14 protein-coding genes are annotated in these 14722 nt (G+C 66.3%); 9 read left to right on the forward strand and 5 right to left on the reverse strand.

The window, feature by feature from the left end:
• Positions 1-178: 178 nt before the first annotated feature.
• Positions 179-1423 (reverse strand): class I SAM-dependent methyltransferase, encoded by a 1245-nt coding sequence (locus F817_RS0104025; protein ID WP_024326450.1) that lies wholly within the window; start codon positions 1421-1423, stop codon positions 179-181.
• A gap of 85 nt (positions 1424-1508) precedes the next feature.
• On the opposite strand from F817_RS0104025, the gene F817_RS0104030 reads away from it, so the two are divergent.
• Genes F817_RS0104030 through F817_RS0104040 form a run of 3 tightly spaced genes read left to right on the forward strand, consistent with a single transcriptional unit; the run spans position 1509 to position 3363 of the window.
• Positions 1509-2627, forward strand: a complete 1119-nt coding sequence (locus tag F817_RS0104030; protein ID WP_024326451.1) for a transporter substrate-binding domain-containing protein — start codon at positions 1509-1511, stop codon at positions 2625-2627.
• 28 nt (positions 2628-2655) lie between these two features.
• Positions 2656-2985, forward strand: a complete 330-nt coding sequence (locus tag F817_RS0104035; protein ID WP_024326452.1) for a hypothetical protein — start codon at positions 2656-2658, stop codon at positions 2983-2985.
• Positions 2986-3012: 27 nt separating this feature from the next.
• The gene (locus F817_RS0104040) at positions 3013-3363 is read left to right on the forward strand and encodes a hypothetical protein (protein ID WP_024326453.1); all 351 of its coding nucleotides are present in this window, start codon (positions 3013-3015) and stop codon (positions 3361-3363) included.
• A 3-nt stretch (positions 3364-3366) separates the two neighbouring features.
• Here F817_RS0104040 and F817_RS0104045 read toward each other — a convergent pair whose 3' ends face one another.
• Both F817_RS0104045 and F817_RS0104050 read right to left on the reverse strand, forming a co-directional pair.
• Complete coding sequence (locus tag F817_RS0104045) at positions 3367-4911, reverse strand: BCCT family transporter (RefSeq protein WP_024326454.1); 1545 nt, start codon at positions 4909-4911, stop codon at positions 3367-3369.
• Between the two features lie 35 nt (positions 4912-4946).
• The gene (locus tag F817_RS0104050) at positions 4947-5372 is read right to left on the reverse strand and encodes a YbhB/YbcL family Raf kinase inhibitor-like protein (RefSeq protein ID WP_024326455.1); all 426 of its coding nucleotides are present in this window, start codon (positions 5370-5372) and stop codon (positions 4947-4949) included.
• A gap of 201 nt (positions 5373-5573) precedes the next feature.
• On the opposite strand from F817_RS0104050, the gene F817_RS0104055 reads away from it, so the two are divergent.
• From F817_RS0104055 to F817_RS0104065, 3 genes are read left to right on the forward strand one after another with little or no spacing between them, the layout of a single operon-like run.
• Positions 5574-6974, forward strand: coding sequence for an MBL fold metallo-hydrolase RNA specificity domain-containing protein (locus F817_RS0104055; RefSeq protein ID WP_024326456.1), 1401 nt, complete (start codon positions 5574-5576; stop codon positions 6972-6974).
• Positions 6975-6983: 9 nt separating this feature from the next.
• Entirely contained in the window at positions 6984-8654 is a 1671-nt protein-coding gene (locus F817_RS0104060; protein ID WP_019568846.1) for a Na/Pi cotransporter family protein, read from the forward strand.
• Entirely contained in the window at positions 8651-9754 is a 1104-nt protein-coding gene (locus F817_RS0104065; protein WP_024326457.1) for an RNA ligase, read from the forward strand. The genes F817_RS0104060 and F817_RS0104065 overlap by 4 nt, the downstream gene beginning before the upstream one ends.
• A gap of 87 nt (positions 9755-9841) precedes the next feature.
• Here F817_RS0104065 and F817_RS0104070 read toward each other — a convergent pair whose 3' ends face one another.
• Positions 9842-10441, reverse strand: coding sequence for an RNA ligase partner protein (locus tag F817_RS0104070; RefSeq protein ID WP_024326458.1), 600 nt, complete (start codon positions 10439-10441; stop codon positions 9842-9844).
• Between the two features lie 131 nt (positions 10442-10572).
• On the opposite strand from F817_RS0104070, the gene F817_RS0104075 reads away from it, so the two are divergent.
• The 3 genes from F817_RS0104075 to F817_RS0104085 all read left to right on the forward strand — a co-directional run bounded on the left by F817_RS0104075 (position 10573) and on the right by F817_RS0104085 (position 13189).
• Positions 10573-11424 (forward strand): HDOD domain-containing protein, encoded by an 852-nt coding sequence (locus F817_RS0104075; RefSeq protein ID WP_024326459.1) that lies wholly within the window; start codon positions 10573-10575, stop codon positions 11422-11424.
• A gap of 52 nt (positions 11425-11476) precedes the next feature.
• The gene (locus F817_RS0104080) at positions 11477-12058 is read left to right on the forward strand and encodes a BLUF domain-containing protein (RefSeq protein ID WP_024326460.1); all 582 of its coding nucleotides are present in this window, start codon (positions 11477-11479) and stop codon (positions 12056-12058) included.
• Between the two features lie 540 nt (positions 12059-12598).
• A complete protein-coding gene (locus F817_RS0104085; protein WP_024326461.1) occupies positions 12599-13189 on the forward strand; it encodes a PRC-barrel domain-containing protein in 591 nt (196 codons plus the stop codon).
• A gap of 198 nt (positions 13190-13387) precedes the next feature.
• Here the strand turns inward: F817_RS0104085 and F817_RS0104090 are convergent, their stop codons facing one another.
• A complete protein-coding gene (locus F817_RS0104090) occupies positions 13388-14695 on the reverse strand; it encodes a DUF2254 domain-containing protein (protein ID WP_024326462.1) in 1308 nt (435 codons plus the stop codon).
• Between the last annotated feature and the right edge of the window lie 27 nt (positions 14696-14722).

The following is a 14722-nucleotide window of genomic DNA, read 5'->3' on the forward strand; positions in this document are numbered from 1 at the left end:
CATCGCGCAGTTTACCGGTTAAAACGTTCTTCGTGGGGCCAAGCCTGCCCAGCCTGAGAACCGCGTCCGGTCCGGCTTTCCTCCGACAGGCTGCCCCCACACGGCGAGTCCTGCCATTGTGGGAGCGGGCTTGCCCGCGAAGCCCCCGCCCGGGCCGCCACCGGCAAAGAGCCGCCGCTCACTCCCGTCGACAACCCCACACCGCAAACACCGGGTCCGCATACTCCAGCCGCCCGGCATACGGATCATCCGCCGGCCGCGGCAGACCGCGCAGGGAAAAGGTCGCGAGATCCATGAAACCGGCGCGCAGGAACAGGTCCAGCACCAGCCCCATGCGCTCGAAGTCGTACAGGCGTTCCCAGACCGCGATCGCCTTGGTCGGGAAGCAGCGGTCGGAGAACGTCACCATGAACACCCCACCCGGACTCAACACCTCGCGGACCGCGTGGAACACCGCCTCCGGCTGCGTCAGATACTCGACCGAGGCGGTACAGACCACGGCGTCGAAGCTCCGCGGTGAAAAAGGCAACTCGGGACGCGCATTGAGGTCCTGCACATGAGCGGACGCCAGGCGGGGGTTGTCCGCCAGCTCCTGCGCGTTCATGCCCAGCCCGATCACCGCTTCCGGCGTCTCTACCCGGTCCAGATGCGACTCCCAGCTGCTCATCAGGTCGAGCACCCGCGCACCGGCCGGGATGCAGGCGCCATACAGCGCGGCGATCTCGGCGCGCGCGGTAGCGTCCAGGTGGTGCACCCGGCGGGGTTCGGCATAGAACGCCGCATCGGGGTCCGGATCCTCGCGTTCCAGCGCGCCGTCGGCCCAGAAGTCGGTCGGCCGGCCGCGCCAGCGCGCCTGCATGCCGGGCCCCCGGGCCGTTAGCAGCCGGGCCACATCCACCGACCGGCCGTCATCACGCCCGTGGGCGTGGCGGGCCATGACCCGCGCCTGCAACCGCAGCTCATGGTCCGCCAGTGGATGGTTCAGATCCGCCACCAGGCGGTCATCCTCCAGCGCCCCGACCCGGAACAGCTCGCGATCCCCGGCCTCGATGCCCGCATGGCCGGCAATGAACGCCCTCGGGTAAAAACGACCCGCACGGGGCTCCACCCGGCGATGCCTGCGCAGACCACGATTGAACGCCGACCCCGGGAGCTCCCGCACCCGACCCACCGCCCCCGGCGGGACCAGGACCGCGGCTGACGCCCGCGAGGCCTCGTGTACCGCCCCCACTCCCAGCGCGTGCAGGGCTGTGCCCAAATCACCCGGCCAGTGGTCCCGCTCCGGCAACAGCCTCGGCAACAACAGACATTCGCGGTGACGGACCTTGTCACTCGCCCAGTCCAGCATGAACCCGATATCCGCTGTGCCGCCCGGGTTCGACCGGGATGGCGCCTCGATCCGGTTGGCAAACGGGTCCCGCATGGGCTCTCTCCTGACGCGGCAACGCGGACTGCCACGGTGACAGCGTACCGGTTATGGTACGACCAAGCCCCCACCGGAAGCTCGCATGCCCCGCTCCCTGATCGCCCCCTCCACACTGCTCGCCACGGCCCTTTGGTTGCTCGCCGCCTTGCTGGCGATCCCCGCCGCCCAGGCCCAGGAAACGGGGGCCAGCGCCGCCGACCTCGGTTCCACCCTGCGCGTGGGCACCCGCTTTGTGTCGCCGTTCGTGATCGCCCCGGAGGCGGGTGACGCGGCCCCGACCGGCATCGCGATCGAGCTTTGGGAACGGGTAGCGGAACGCCTGGAGCTGGACTACGGGTACCGGGAAGTTAGTCTCGAGGCATTGATCACAGGCCTGGGAGACGACCGCATTGATGTCTCGGTCGCGGCCCTCACCGCGACCGCTGAACGCGCCGAGCGCGTCGACTTCACCCATCCGTACTACAGCACCGGGCTGTCCATTGCCGTGCCCCAGCAGGGCAACCCGGTCGCCGGCGCCCTGCGGGCATTCATCTCGGTGCCATTCCTGATGGTCATACTCGCGCTCGCCGGCCTGCTCCTGCTGGTCGGCGCACTGCTGTGGCTGTTCGAGCGTCACCGCAACGCCGACGAGTTCGGCGGCAGCTCCGCACAGGGGCTCGGCTCGGCGTTCTGGTGGGCCGCCGTCACCATGACCACGGTCGGCTACGGCGACAAGGCCCCGCGCACCCTGCCCGGCCGCGCGATCGCGCTGGTCTGGATGTTCGCCGCCCTGATCCTGGTGTCCACCTTCACCGCCGCAATCGCCACCACCCTGACCGTCAGCTCGCTGGATACCGGCATCCAGAATGTCTCCGACCTGGAGGGCCAGCGCATCGCCACCATCGGCGGCTCCAGCGCCGCCGCCTGGCTGGACGACCAGGGCCTCGCCTACCGCGACCACGCGGACCTGAGCTCCGCCCTCGACGCGGTCGCCAACGGGCGCGCCGACGCGATGGTCTATGACGCGCCGCTGCTGCGTTACCAGGTGCGCGAACACTTCGGCGGTCAACTGGAGGTGCTACCCGTCGAGTTCCTGCGCCAGGACTATGCCCTGGCCCTGCCCCAGGGCTCGCCGCTGCGCGCCCCGATGAACGTGGCTATCCTCGAGATTCTGGAATCCGACGAGTGGCAGCGGGTGCTGCGCCGCTACCTCGGTAATTGACACGAACCGCAGCAGGGAGAGACGCCTCATGGCGGAGACCTTTCTGGTGGCCATCATCGACCAGGACCGCGAAGAACAGGCCCTGGCCATCGCCGACGAAGAAGGCGGCGCGGACGGCACGGTATTGCATGGCTCGGGCCTCGGCTTCCCCGAGCACATGACCTTCCTCGGCGTGACCTACCAGGGCAACGAATCGGTCTGTGTATGGCAACTGGAGACCGAGCAGGCCGAACGCATCGCCCGCCGTCTGAACCTGGAGCTGGACTTGTTTCAGCCCTACAACGGACTTGCCTTTACCCTGGATACCGCCGCGCTGCAGGGCATGAAATTCGTCGGCCACCTGACGCATACGCCCTGACACGATCCGAACGCCGGAGACTTCGCCATGCAATTCGTTCTGCTCGTCGCCGTAGTCCCTCGCAGTCAGGCCGATCGCGCCATCGAGACGGTTCAGCGTCTCGGAGCCGCCGGACTGACCCTGCTGGACGGTCAGGGTATTGCCCAGCTGCGGCGCAACCCGGTGATGGACCTGAAAGACTCGTCCGGCCGCAAGGTGTTACTGATGGTCCTGGAGGCCGGGCTGGCCCGACGCATACTGGAGCGGCTGGACACGGAACTGGATTTGAGCCAGTCGGGCAATGGGTTTGCCGTCACTCTGCCCATCAAGGGCATCGCCGGGATCAAGCCGGAGCAGATCGAACACCTGCTGCGCACGCTCCCGGACGGCCCCGCGTAGCCTTCAACGCCAGGGTGGCTCCACGCCCTCGACGCGGTATTCGCGGCCCAGCGCGCGCATCAGGCTAATGCAGCAGAAAACCAGGATGATCGCGACCGGCAGCCCGGCGGTCAGCGAGCCGGTCTGCAGGCTGTCCAGCGCGCGTTCGCCACCGACGATCAGCAGCGTGGCGGCCACCGCCCCCTCGGTGATACCCCAGATCACGCGCTGGCGCTTCGGCGAGTGCTTCGACCCGCGCGAGATCAGCGCATCCACCACGTAGGTGCCCGAAGCCGAGGAGGTGATGAAATAGGTCGCGATCAGCAGCGTGGCGATCCCGGAGGCAAAGGTCGTCCACGGCAGCTGGGCCAGGGTCGCGTAGAGGGCCACGGTGGTGTCCTCGGCGACCGCGGCGGCGATGCCCGCGCCCTCGTCGAACAGCTCCATGTGCAGCGCGGTGCCGCCGAAGATCGCCATCCAGGCGAACACGAACAGCGTGGGCAGCGCGAGCACGCCGACGATGAACTCGCGGATGGTGCGCCCGCGCGAGATGCGCGCGATGAAGATGCCCACGAACGGCGACCAGGCGATCCACCAGGCCCAATAGAACATCGTCCAGTCCTTCTGCCACTCGGAGCCGCCGATCGCGTCGGTATGCAGGCTCAGCTCGATCAGCTGCTGGAAGTAGCCGCCGGTGGAGTCGAGCAGGAAACGCAGGATGAACAGCGTCGGGCCGGCGAACAGCACGAACAGCATGAAGCTGATCGCCAGCACCAGGTTGAACACGCTGACCCACTTGAGCCCGCGATCCAGCCCGGAGATCACCGACAGCACGGCCACCGCCGTGATCGCGGTGATGATGCCGACCTGGTACCAGTGCGAGACCGGCATGTCCACGAGCACGTTGAGCCCGGTGTTGAGCTGCATCGCCCCGAAACCCAGCGAGGTGGCCAGCCCGAACAGTGTGCCGAACACCGCGAGGATGTCGATCACGTGCCCGATCGGGCCGTAGATGCGATCCCCCAGCAACGGGTAGAAGATCGAGCGAATGGTCAGCGGCAGGCGGTGGCGAAAGCTGAAGTACGCCACCGACAGCCCCAGCACCACGTACACCGCCCAGGCATGCAGCCCCCAGTGGAAGAAGGTGTAGACCATCGCCTGGCGCGCGGCCTCGGCGGTCTCGCCATCACCGGCCGGCGGGTTCTGGTAGTGCAGGACCGGCTCGGCCACGCTCCAGAACACCAGCCCAATGCCCATGCCGGCGGAAAACAGCATTGCGAACCAGGCGGCGAACCCGAACTCCGGCCGGTCATCCGGCTGCCCCAGCCGGATCGCGCCGTAGCGGCTGAATCCCAGCCAGACCAGGAACCCGAGGAAGAACGTGACCACCAGCAGGTAGCCCCAGCCGAGGTATTCGGTAATGAACCCGTGGATGCCGTCGAACACCGTGCTGGCGGTGGACGGCAAGGCCACCCCGAAGGCAACGAACATCACCACCATGATCGCGGAGGCGGTGAACACGGTGGGATTCACCGTCGAGAAGAAGGCTTCCGGGCGGTACTGGCTCATCAAAAACGTCCGGGTTTCCGTTCGGGAGTGGGGCGTCAGTTCGACGCGTCGGGATCCGGGGTGGCGGCACACAACGCCCCGGTCAGGTCGGCCTCGGCCAGCACGTGGCCCTCGGCCGCAGCATCGAACTGGGTGCGCGTCGCACCCGGCGCCAGATCCAGCTCGGCGTCCAGGGCCAGCAGGCGGAAGCGATAACGGTGGCAACCCTCCGGCGGAATCGGACCCAGATAGCCGACCTTGCCGAAGGCATCCAGACCCACCCGTCCCTCGCTCGGCAGATGGAGGGCATCCACCCGGTGGGTATCGGGCGGCAGGTTCCAGACCAGCCAGTGCGTCACCTCGCCCAGTGGCGAGTCCAGATCCTCGAGGACAAGCGCCAGGCTATGCACCGCATCCGGCACATCCCGGATCTCCAGTGGCGGCAGTTCGTTCGCATCGCGGGCCGATGCTGCAACCGGCATCGCCTCGCCATCCTGAAAGGCCGGGCTGATCAGCCGCATCCCTTCGTCTCCTCTATCGGGCCCTGTCGACCGCTCTCAGCCTCGCCCGCCGTCGACGGCGGGTCAACCGTCGGGAACACGGGGCGCCGGAGGAATTGATCCCGATCAACGATCCCGCTCGCAGTTGCGCAACGATCCCGCCCCATGCGTACACTTCGCGGTATGGCACAACTTACCTTCATGGGCGCGACCGGCGAAGTCACCGGATCACGCTATCTCCTCGAGACCGACGACACCCGCATCCTGCTGGAATGCGGCCTGCACCAGGGTGGCAATGACGCCGACGAGGCCAACCGCGAACCGCTCGCGGAACTCGCCGGTCAACTCGACGCCGTCGTCCTGTCCCACGGCCACCTGGATCACTCGGGGCTCCTGCCCAAGCTGGTGCGCGACGGCTACCGCGGCCCGATCTACTGCACACCGGGGACCGAGGAACTGCTCGAGATCATGCTCGAGGACGCGGCCTTCGTGATGAGCAAGGACATCGAGTGGGAGAACAAGTGGCGCCGGCGCGCGGACAAGCCCCTGGTCGAGCCGGTCTACGACATCGACGACGTCGCAACCACCCTGGGACTCTGCAAGGCCGTGCCCTACGGTGACACGCAAACCATTGCCGGCGACATCCGGCTGACCTTCCGGGACGCCGGGCACATCCTCGGCTCCGCGATCGTCGACCTGATCGTGCCGTCCGGCGGGCGCGACCGGCACCTGGTCTTCTCCGGTGATCTCGGCAACCCCGACGCCGTGCTGATGCACGAACCCGCGCGGATGGAACACGCGGATCACGTGCTGCTGGAGAGCACCTACGGCGATCGCGACCACCGGCCGATGGACGAGACCATCGAGGAATTCGCGAAGATCCTCGCGGAGGCCGCCGCCAGCGGTGGCAACGTGATGATCCCGGCCTTCGCGGTCGGGCGCACCCAGGAGATCCTCTACCACCTGGGCATGCTGCACCACGCCGGGCGCCTGCCGCAGCAAAAGATATTCCTCGACAGCCCGATGGCGATCAAGGTGACCGAGCTCTACGCCCGGCTGCACAAGTCCCTGAAAAGCGAGGACATGGAGCGCCTGCACAAGGCCGCGAACGGCGACCCGGCTGGCTACCTGCCCGGGCTGCAGGTCTGTCGCACGGTCGAGGAGTCCATGGCGATCAACCGCATCACTGGCGGCGCGATCATCATCGCCGGGGCCGGCATGTGCAACGGCGGGCGCATCCGTCATCACATGAAGTACAACCTGTGGCGACGCGAGGCGCACCTGGTCATCGTCGGCTTCCAGGCCTCGGGTACGCTGGGGCGGCGGCTGGTCGATGGCGCCGAGCGGGTCAAGCTGCTGGGCGACGAGGTCGCGGTGAACGCGAAGGTCCACACCCTGGGCGGCTTCTCCGCCCATGCCGGGCGTACTCAGCTACTGGACTGGGCACGCGGCTTCCGCGATCAGCCGGTGTTCCACCTGGTTCACGGCGAGCCGGAGGCACGCGAGGCGCTGGCCGCCGGCCTGCGCGACGAGCTGGGCGCCGAGGCCCACGTACCGGCCTTTGGCGAGACCATCACGCTGTAATCCGCTCGCATGCCGGAGGCCGAAGCCGTCAGCACCTACGCCCTGATCGCCGGCTTCCTCGGCGGGCTCGGGCTGTTCCTCCTCGGCATGACGCTGCTGACCGACGGCCTGAAGACCGCCGGCGGCAAGGCCCTGCAACACATCCTGGGCGTGTGGACGCGGACTCGCCCACGCGCACTCGCCTCCGGGATGGGCGTGACCGCCCTGGTCCAGTCCTCCAGCGCGGTCACCGTCGCCACCATTGGCTTCGCCAACGCGGGGCTTTTGACCCTCGGCCAGTCGGTCTGGGTGATCTTCGGCTCCAATGTCGGCACCACCATGACCGGCTGGCTGGTCGCCCTGATCGGCTTCAACATCCGGATCGAGGCCTTCGCCCTGCCCGCCATCGGCATCGGCGCCCTGCTCTACCTGTTCATGAAGGCCGCGCGCCCGCGCTACCTGGGTCTGGCCCTGGCCGGCTTCGGTCTGTTGTTCTTCGGGATCGACGTGCTGCGCGAGACCTTCGAGGGCCTGAGCGCGACCTTCGACCTCTCCGCCCTGGCGCGGCCGGGCTTTGCCGGGCTGTTGATCATGGTTGGCATCGGCGCACTGCTGACCGTACTGATGCAGAGCTCGTCGGCATCGATGGCGATGGCCCTGACCGCCGCGATGAGTGGTGCGGTGCCACTGGAGGCCGCGGCCGCCGCAGTGATCGGCGCCAACCTCGGCACCACGGTGAAGGCCCTGCTGGTGGTCATCGGTGCCACCCCGAACGCCAAACGCGTGGCCGCCGCGCACGTGATCTTCAACGGCCTGACCGCGATTGTCGCGCTGCTGATCCTGCCGTGGTTCCTGGCCGCGATCGCCTGGATCTGGGGCAGCACCGGCGAGGCCCCGGCCCCGGCGGTGCTGCTGGCCCTGTTCCACACCGCCTTCAACCTGCTGGGCGTGGCGCTGATGGTTCCGGTCGCCCCGCCGATGATCCGCTTTCTGCAGACGCGCTTCCGTACCCGGGAGGAAGACATCGCCCAGCCGCGCTTTCTCGACAAGCACAGCGGGGGCGTCCCCGATCTGGCGCTGCAGTCGTTGTTGCAGGAAACCGAGCGCCTGGCCGACATCAGCCACTCCATGGCGCGCGAGGCCCTGCGCCCGGACCCGCCGGCCGCGGGCACCCTGGACGCACGGCGCGCCGCCGTGGAACAACTGACCACTGCCATCAGCGATTTCGCCGCCCGCACGGCCAACCACCCGATGCCCGAGGCGGTCGGGCACGGCATCGCCGAGGCGGTACGTATCGCCCGCTATCATCGCGAGACTGCGGTGCTGGCCGACCAGATCGCCGAGCTTCGCCGCCACTCGACCGGCGAGGAGCGCCCGATCGTCAGCGAACAGCGCCGCGCCTGGCAGGAGCAAGCGATCCGCGCCCTGGATCTCGCCAACCTGGAAAGCGAGAACGGCAGAGACCTGGCGGCCACCGAGGCCGTAAGCACGGTGGAGACGGCCTATGCCGAACTGAAGGCAGCCCTGCTGCGCGAGGGCACCTTCGGGTCGCTGAGTATGACCGAGATGGAACGCCAGCTGCGCATCATCAGCATGGCGCGACGCCTGGTCACCCAGGCCGACAAGGCCCGCCGCCACACCGAGGCCCTGGAGGACCAGATCCAGGGGCTGCGCAAGACGCTGGAACCGGAGAACGCATGATCGACGGCGAAACCCTGCAGGACGCCATCGCGAACCACCGGGCCGAGGCCCTGACGTTCGACGGGCTGGAATACGCCCGGCTGCTGGAACCGGTGAATCACTACCCGCGCGGTTCCGTGGTGCTTCCGGATGGCTCGGTGGTCCCCGGCTACCCGGCCATCGGGCGCATCCAGTCGCTGGAGGCTGGCCTGCCGCGCCAGTTCGATCAGCCGTTCTGGGCGGAGGAGAAGATCGACGGCTTCAACGTGCGCATCCTGCGCTGGGAAGGCCGGGTCGTCGCCTTCAGCCGGGGCGGGTTTGTCTGTGCATTCAGTACCGACCGGGTGCCGGATTTCGTGGACCTCGCGGTGTTCGAGGCGGAACCCGATCTGGTGCTGTGTGCCGAGATCGCCGGACCGGACACGCCCTATCTGGAGGGCTCCACCCCGCGCGTCGCGGACGACGTCGGCTTGTTCGTGTTCGACCTGATGCGGCTCGGCCAGCCAGGCTTTGTGCCGCAGGACGAAAAGTTTGCACTGATGGAGCGCCATGACCTGCCACCGGCGCCGCTGCATGGACGGTTCACGCCCGCAGACACCGAGGCCCTGGGCCGCCTGATCCGGCAACTGGATGCCGAGGGTGCCGAGGGCCTGGTACTGAAGACCGCGGATGGCGAGCACCGTGCCAAGTACGTGGCCGGGGGCTCCTGCATCAGCGACATCCGCGTGTGTTCCGAGCAGCTGCTGGACCTGCCGCCGGAGTACTTCACCAACCGTCTGACCCGCCTGGCCATCTTCCTCGCCGAACACCCGCCCGCGGAGCGCGCCGCCGTGGAGCGCGAACTGGGCGCGGCCCTGCTGTCCGGGCTGGCGACCGCAGTGGACAAGAGTCGGCGCGAGGGACGCGTCGGCCACACCTACCGCTGCCGCTTCCGCGAACACGCCGGGGCCCAGCGCTTCATCGATCACATGCAGGCCACCGGCGGGCGCCATGTGCGCTTCCTGCCGGACACGCCGCGCCAGGAGGCAAACGGCTACTGGCTGCTGGAGTTCGAGCGCCTGTTCGACCGCATCACCGGCACCCTGGCCTCGGCCCTGGCCGGCGACCGGCAGTACGACTGAGCTCTTCGCCTGCAAGCAGGCTCCTACGGGTTCTACTTTGTAGGAGCCTGCTTGCAGGCGAACACGGAAAAACCCCGACTTGCGGCCTCAGGCGCCGCCCTGCCCGGGGATGCCCGATTCGGAGAGGTTCTCCATCACCTGGCGCAGGTAGTCGGCGGTGACCAGCTTGATGCCCATGCGGTTGCCCAGCTTGCGCATACCCTCGTCGGCGCTGGCCAGCTCGGCGTCCAGCTCCATCGCCAGCAGAACGGCATCGACATCCTCGCGCGAATCCACCAGCCCCTTGCGCATCGCCTCGCGGAAACGCTCGCGCAGCTGGGTGATCATCTCGGGCTTGAGGGATTCGGCCGCCCCCGCCTGACGGGTGTGCTCCTCGGCAATGCGCAAACCGCGATCAATGCGGGTGCGCACCTCGTCGATGAACTCGTAGAGGATGTCGCTCGGAAGCGTCAGCGCGAACCGGCGCGGCGAACGCACCCAGACGACCGTCTCGAAATCGGCCGCCAGGGCTTCGAGATCGCGCATGCCGCGAAACTCCTCGTACACCGAAAGCGGCATGTAGAACTCGGCGGGGCAATGGCGCGCCAGGTTGAGGAAGGTCCGCAGGATGTCCTCGGGGTCCTCGCCGAACTGCCCGGCCACATGCGGGTTGGTAAAGACACTGGTATCCAGCACGAATCGGCGCATCACGACCTCCTGTCGGCTTCCTTCATCATCGGCAGGGGCCGGCGGCCCGTCAACCAGCCGCCCACACACCGCCGGGGACGACGCCTATGGCATAATCGCCCCGTCATTTCCCAGCCGGACATGGATTGCCCTTGGCTACCCGAGCCGAAGTCGAAAAGTTCCTGGAGCGCCTGCGCGAGGATCTCGAACGTCACCAGATCGAGATCCCGACCCTGCCCGATGTCTCCGTGCAGGCCCTGTTCATCACCCAGGACGAATCCAGTTCCATCGCCGATCTGGTCAACCTGATCTCGCGCGACACGGCCCTGGCCGCGCGCCTGGTGCGTCATGCCAACAGCCCGGCCTATCGCGGGCTGACACGCTGCGCCACCATCCGCTCCGCGGTCACGCGCCTGGGGATGGAACGCGCACGCCAGACGATCATCGCGCTGTCCATGAAGGAGGTCTTCCAGAGCGGCAACGAGGCGATCCGCGTGCGCATGGAGGAACTGTGGAACCACAGCCTGGAGGTGGCGATCATCAGCTACCTGCTGGCCCGCCGGCACCCGCACCTGGACCCCGACACGGCACTACTCGCCGGGCTGGTACACGACATCGGCATGATCCCGATCCTGCGTCGCGCGGAGAAGACCCCCGAGATCTACGAGGACCCGCGCGCGCTGCAGGCCGCGGCCGACGCCGCGCACGTGGCCATCGGCCGCGCAATGCTGAAGAACTGGAACTTCGAGCCGGAGATCATCCGCGCGGTGGCCGACCACGAGAACCTCAAGCGCGAGCCCGAGGAAGGCGATCCGGTCAACTACAGCGACATCCTGCAGGCCGCCAACATCGAGAGCCACAGCGCCACGCGACATCGCCTGGCCTCCATCGACCGCGGCTCGGTCGCGGCCATCCGCCGCCTGGCCGCCAAGCCCGGCACCACCCGACTGAACTGGGAAGACGACGCGATCGGTCTGGAACACGTCAATCAGATGATCGAGTGAACCCCGCCCGGCGGGGGCGGTCTTCTCCTTAGTTCCCAGGAAGGACGTCCGCATGCCCGCCATCCTCCAGCTCGTCTACGCCTCGCGCGCCACGTTCCGCGAAAGCACGTCCAGTCTGGGGATCGAACCCGAAGTCAGTCGAATCCTGATGCAGTCGCGCCAAAACAACCCGCGCAGCGGGCTTGTCGGCGCGCTCTACTACGGTGACGGGCACTTCTTCCAGTGCCTGGAGGGCGCCCCGGATGCCGTGCACGAGACGGTCGACCGTATCCGCCGTGATTCTCGCCACGAGGAGCTGCGGGTGCTGCGCGAGCAGTCGCTGGAGCGTCCGGGGTTCGACGAGTGGTCGATGAAATATGTCCCGGCAGCAATGGACGTCCGCCAACTGCTGCAACGCTTCGGCCAACGCCGGTTCGACCCCTTCGCCTTCGACAACGACCGCATCGACGGGATGCTGGACCTGTTGCGCCAGGGACGGGATGCCGCCCCACCCGAAGCCGAGGATACGGCGGCGCCCGGCCCCGAAGACGCCACACGCGGCACGAGCCGTCTCCTGTTCGGGGTTGGGCTGATTGCGGCCGCTGTAGCCATGGGCGTCATCGGGGCTACGGCCTACGTCCTGCTCGCGGGATAGGGGGCCGCCGATCCATACACCCAGGGAAACACTGATCAATGTACACACTCGCGCTCGAGTCGCTTTTTCGTGCGAACAAGGCGCGGTGACTGCCCTGCAGTCATTCTGCACGAGGGAGCCGCAACGCCGTTCCCACGCCCGTTTTCGTCAATAACGGGCGGCCGAGCCCCTATTTTCGATAGCTTGCGGGGTTGGCACCCCAGGTTCCCCGATCCCGCGTTGCGCCGCTTGCGGGTAGAACCACTACCCGCTGCACGATACGCCTTGTCTCGGCGTCCGAAACCACTCCCTCTACTTGCCCCTCCCAAACCCGTCCGATTTCTCCAGCTCAAATTCACAGAAACGAATCCCCGTTTTAGTGCGTCAGCGAACAGACCGGCCCTCTCCCCCCGAGTACGTTGGACCCTCATCCTGAGTCACATGTCTCGTGATGATTCAGTTCCCTTCCCGGCGATGAGGCCAGGGAGGACAGGCTTTGATGAAGCCATTAAAGCGGTCGTTTTGTTCAGAACAAAATACCCGATTCGAAGGAGATTCATGATGAAAAAGCTACATTCATTTGCCCTTTATGCACTCGTCGCCCCGGCCATCTCGCTCGGTGCTGGTTCTGTCCTGGCGCAGCAACATGACGAAGGCACTGATCGCGGCGCACAGAGCTCCGAACGGGACCAGGGCGCCACGGGTTATTCCGACCGGGACAGTGAACGCGACGCCATGCGCTCGCAGCGTGACAAGGACGGCAAAGAGTTCGGCATGGAAGGCGGCGCCGGCCAGCACGGCTCGCAGCAAGCCGGAGATCGACGAGACTCGGGCGACCATCTTGCGGAGCGCAAGGGCTACCTGGACTCCGCACCGGCCAATGGCATGCAGGCGAGCGACATCATCGGTACCGATGTCACAACCTCAGGCGATGAAAATCTCGGTTCGGTCGATGATCTGATCATTGATCAGAACGGCCAGGTCGTGGCGATTGTCGTCGGCGTTGGCGGGTTCCTGGGCATGGGCCAGAAAGACGTCGCGATTGGCTGGGGGCACGTCACCACCTCCGGCACGGCGGATGATCGGCAATTGCGCGTTGACGTAACCCGTGACGAGCTGCGCGACGCCCCGAAGTTTCAACGTCGCGATTAAACCTCGGCATCACCCACTTCTGGTGGAATGAATAAAAGGCAAGGGCTGACGCCCCTGCCTTTTTTATGATTGCCCCGAGAATTTCTTGTGCCCGATACCACCACGCGGGAAGCAACGTGGCGTGGAATGAAGTTTGTGATCGAACAGGTTCGACCCCAGGGAGGCCCTGATCCTGGCCATCGCACCCTGGTGTCCCAATCACAGCCCGCGCGCCGCGCCTTCGTCCTGTGCTCCCAGAGCGGAAAACGAAGCCGCTCTGCGCACTGCGTCGATATCGGCCGGAAATGACATGGCGCGCTCCGAACGGGCCAGCGCCATTCGGGAATGCCTTTTGGCGGCCTCGATCAGCACTTGGTCGTCGGTTTCGGCCAGGGCACGAAACGCCTTCTGCAGTCGGATTGAAACCTCAACGAAACCCGCACCGTCACGGGCGATGGCCGTGAATGCATCGTCGAACAGGTCGTCGATCTCCAGCGTCGGAACGGATACACGGTCATAGGTGATCTCCATCACCCTGTCCGGCTCAAGCGGCGATACCCACAGCGTGAACAGTCGCACCATTGCCCCGATCACATTGATCGCAGTCCCCGGATCGTTCATGCCGGGAGAAAGCGCCTTGTCGGCAATCTCGGACAACGCCAGAAGCGCGAACCGGGGGTCATCCTCGAACACGCGGTTTGGACAAATCGTGAAAGCGCCGGAAAAAGCTTCTGGCTCGAACGCATCGCATCCAGCAACACGCAGTATGGGGCGGCGTGCGCTGACAAATGTCCCCGGCAGCGCGGTCACCATGACACGGCAATCGGCTGCTTCCGCGGCCGACTGCAATGTCTCGAGATCAACATGCTGTACATAGCCCACTTTCGGAGGAAATACAGGAATACCCGTTTCCCTGATTTGACTCGCGGAGATTGCCAAAGCGCCCAGCGTGGGTGCATGGCGGCGCCGGTCCAGGGCGCCGGTGGCCGCCTCTTCCACTTTCTCTATGGTATTCACCACACGACCCAGGCGGGCGATTCGATCCACCCAGCGAACAAACGTGAGGATGACAATCGCGAAGACCAAAAGGGTCAGAACATAAATCGCGAACAGGCCCGCGGATCCGAAGATGTGATTCTGAACGGCGACCAGCGAAACAATACTGAAAATGAAGGCCCCGATGAATGCCGACAAAGCGTTCTGGGTCACATCATCAGAGATCACCAGCGGTATGGATCGAGGGGTGGCGCCGACACTGGCGGACGCGTAAGCCGCAACCATGGCGCCTACCGAAAACGTCGCGATCACCAGCATGCTCGAAGCCATGATGGTTAACAAGGATTCGACAGAGTCCTGCTGGATGCGGGGCAGCACATCGGCCAGACCCGTACCATCAACCAGTCGTGCGATAAACGTACCCCCAACCGCAAGCACGCATAGGAGCAACGGTCGGACCCATAAACGATCTTTGAGCCGACTGAAAAAAACGCGCAGCCGGTCCGTCGTCAACCGGCGTAATGGGGGCATGATTTCGTTCTCCGACCGCCAGGGAAA

Origin of the sequence: Thioalkalivibrio sp. AKL19 (assembly GCF_000420165.1) — a bacterium.
In the GTDB taxonomy this organism is placed as follows: Bacteria; Pseudomonadota; Gammaproteobacteria; order Ectothiorhodospirales; family Ectothiorhodospiraceae; genus Thioalkalivibrio.

Bases quoted from the DNA above. Each gene is read 5' to 3' on its own strand.
- F817_RS0104080 (WP_024326460.1), top strand. From the start codon at position 11,477: ATGCCCGCCATCCTCCAGCTCGTCTACGCCTCGCGCGCCACGTTCCGC.
- F817_RS0104040 (WP_024326453.1), top strand. From the start codon at position 3,013: ATGCAATTCGTTCTGCTCGTCGCCGTAGTCCCTCGCAGTCAGGCCGAT.
- F817_RS0104090 (WP_024326462.1), bottom strand. From the start codon at position 14,695: ATGCCCCCATTACGCCGGTTGACGACGGACCGGCTGCGCGTTTTTTTC.
- F817_RS0104055 (WP_024326456.1), top strand. From the start codon at position 5,574: ATGGCACAACTTACCTTCATGGGCGCGACCGGCGAAGTCACCGGATCA.
- F817_RS0104025 (WP_024326450.1), bottom strand. From the start codon at position 1,423: ATGCGGGACCCGTTTGCCAACCGGATCGAGGCGCCATCCCGGTCGAAC.
- F817_RS0104030 (WP_024326451.1), top strand. From the start codon at position 1,509: ATGCCCCGCTCCCTGATCGCCCCCTCCACACTGCTCGCCACGGCCCTT.
- F817_RS0104070 (WP_024326458.1), bottom strand. From the start codon at position 10,441: ATGCGCCGATTCGTGCTGGATACCAGTGTCTTTACCAACCCGCATGTG.
- F817_RS0104060 (WP_019568846.1), top strand. From the start codon at position 6,984: ATGCCGGAGGCCGAAGCCGTCAGCACCTACGCCCTGATCGCCGGCTTC.
- F817_RS0104050 (WP_024326455.1), bottom strand. From the start codon at position 5,372: ATGCCGGTTGCAGCATCGGCCCGCGATGCGAACGAACTGCCGCCACTG.
- F817_RS0104035 (WP_024326452.1), top strand. From the start codon at position 2,656: ATGGCGGAGACCTTTCTGGTGGCCATCATCGACCAGGACCGCGAAGAA.
- F817_RS0104085 (WP_024326461.1), top strand. From the start codon at position 12,599: ATGAAAAAGCTACATTCATTTGCCCTTTATGCACTCGTCGCCCCGGCC.
- F817_RS0104045 (WP_024326454.1), bottom strand. From the start codon at position 4,911: ATGAGCCAGTACCGCCCGGAAGCCTTCTTCTCGACGGTGAATCCCACC.
- F817_RS0104065 (WP_024326457.1), top strand. From the start codon at position 8,651: ATGATCGACGGCGAAACCCTGCAGGACGCCATCGCGAACCACCGGGCC.